Raw genomic sequence first — 2,233 nt, 5'->3', positions numbered from 1 at the left:
TATCGGCCGCCCCCCCCCCCCCCGGCGGGGGGCGGGCCCCGGGACGGTCTCTAAACTCCCCACCCCCGCCCCTCCCCTCCGCCCCCCCGCCCCGCCCCTCCATATTCCCGCGGGCCCCCTAACCACGGAGGTGGGCCTTTGCTGTGGGCACCGAAATCGCGATCATCGTCGGTGGTGATCATGAATCGTCTTCGTTTGCCGTTGGGGGCAGGGCGAGGTGGGGCCAGTGCGCGAGGTCGGTGAGCATTTGCCTGTCGTGGGTGGCCACTACGACTGCGGCGGGGGCGTCCGAGAGGGCGGCGGTGAGTTCGTCGACCAGGGATATCGACAGGTGGTTCGTCGGTTCGTCGCAGATCAGGACCATGGGGCGGAAGGCCAGCTGGAGGGCGAGGTGGAGGCGGCGCTGCTGGCCTTGGGAGAGCCTGCCGACGGGGGTGTGCCGCGACTGTTTTTCCAGCAGCCCGGTCGCGGGCAACGGGATCGGGTCGACGTCGTGGTGCAATTCGAGGCTCCGGATATGGCGGTCGTAGAGCTGCTGCGCGGTGAGTTCTGGTTCCCAGGCAGGCACCTCCTGATCGATCCGGGCGATCCTGGCCGCGCTGTGATGGTGGATGCTTCCGGTGGACGGTTCGAGTTCACCGGCCAGTACGGCCAGCAGAGTGGACTTACCGGCGCCGTTGTGACCGGTGACCAGTAGCCGATCGCCCGCCTCCAGAACCAGACCGACAGGGGAATGCAGCCGCCCCGCCACGGTGACCTCCGCGCAGTGGAGCAGCGGTGCGCCGGGCCGGACGGTGAGTTCCGGGAAACGGAGCCGCAGCGGAGGTTCCGGCACGGTCACCGGGTGGGCGTCGAGATCGGCCTGGCGCCGGTTCAATGCCTGCACCAGCCCCGGAGTGCGGGACTGCCGCTGATGTTTGCCGTGACCCTTGTCGGGGCGCCAGCCGGTGCTGAGCCGGTCACGGGCGGTCGTGACGGCCTCACGCAGGCGGGCGCGTTCGGCGAGTTGATCGGCGTACTCGTTCTCCCAGCTCTCCCAGGCCCGGCGCCGACCCTCCTGCCAGCCGGTGTAGCCACCGGTGAACAGTTGCGGGCGGCCGTCGCGGCTCGGATCCAGGTCGAGGAATTCCGTGGCGATATCGCGCAGGAGCGCGCGGTCGTGACTGACCACGGCCAGCCCACCCGCTCGGGCCCGCAGGCGTTCGGTCAGGAACACCAGTCCGTCCCGGTCGAGATGATTGGTCGGCTCGTCCAGCAGGAGGATGTCGTGGGCGGCCCCGAGCAGGCATGCCAGCCGGACCCGGTAGCGCTGTCCCACCGACAGCGTCGCCAGCAGGCGTTCCCGGTCGGTGCACGCATGCAGGGCGGACAGGGCGATATCGATCCGCCGCTCGGCATCCCACGCGTCGAGCCGGGTCGCGGCTTCCAGCGCCGCCGCGTACGCGTCGTCGGCGCCGGGGGCACCATCGGTGAGGGCGACGGTCGCGGTATCGAGATCCCGCAGGGCACGCAGAGCGGGTGCGATGGTTTCGGCGACCAGGGTCCCCACCGTTTCGCCGGTGCGGAACGGGACGGCCTGGCGAGCGACCCCGAGGGTGCCCACCCTGGCCACCGTGCCGCTGTCGGGTCGATGTAGCCCGGCCAGAACATGCAGCAGGGTGGATTTGCCCCGCCCGTTCTCACCGACGACGGCGAGCCGGGAACGCGCGGATACGGTGACGGAGACGTCGGTGAGAACGGCGCGCGATCCGAGGCTCACGTGTACGGACGTCGCCCGGATATGGGCATGCGCGCCCGCCGGCAGGGCACTCGGTGCGAGGTCCTCGGGCAGAGGTCCGGGTGTAGACGGACCGCTGTGGCCGGAATGGGAAACAGAGGTAGAAGAAAGAGACACTGAAGCTCCGCAGCTCGAGTAGGGAGCCGGGACAGCGCAACGACACCGCCCGGCACGACAGCTCGGACGGCGGCTTCAGAAGAACGTCGGAATTCCGGTCGCCGCCGTCAGCGGCGCGACCAGGGCTTCATCGACACAGCACAGGAAATCACGACCGGAACGATAACGAAGACCTCGCACGCCCGGCAATGTGTTTTCCACCGCGCCGCCACCGACCTCGGCTCCGCGCCGCGTTACCCGCGCCCCGCCGCGGGTGGCGGCCACCCCGCCGCACCGGGCCCACCGCGGGGGCGCGTGGTACGGGGCCCCGCAAGGTTTTGGGCAGTGCAATCCTTAAGG

Annotated in this window: 2 protein-coding genes; both read right to left on the bottom strand. The window is 70.1% G+C overall.

Annotated features, from left to right (window positions below; translation table 11 throughout):
• Positions 1-178: 178 nt before the first annotated feature.
• A complete protein-coding gene (locus tag QH196_RS18150) occupies positions 179-1,831 on the bottom strand; it encodes an ABC-F family ATP-binding cassette domain-containing protein (protein WP_348538084.1) in 1,653 nt (550 codons plus the stop codon).
• A 138-nt stretch (positions 1,832-1,969) separates the two neighbouring features.
• Positions 1,970-2,158 (bottom strand): hypothetical protein, encoded by a 189-nt coding sequence (locus QH196_RS18145; protein ID WP_280416988.1) that lies wholly within the window; start codon positions 2,156-2,158, stop codon positions 1,970-1,972.
• Positions 2,159-2,233: the final 75 nt, after the last annotated feature.

It is taken from the genome of Nocardia carnea (genome assembly GCF_029868325.1).
In the GTDB taxonomy this organism is placed as follows: Bacteria; Actinomycetota; Actinomycetes; order Mycobacteriales; family Mycobacteriaceae; genus Nocardia; species Nocardia carnea_C.
The sequence above is the reverse complement of the archived record's forward strand: the minus strand, read 5'-3'. Positions and strand labels throughout refer to the sequence as shown.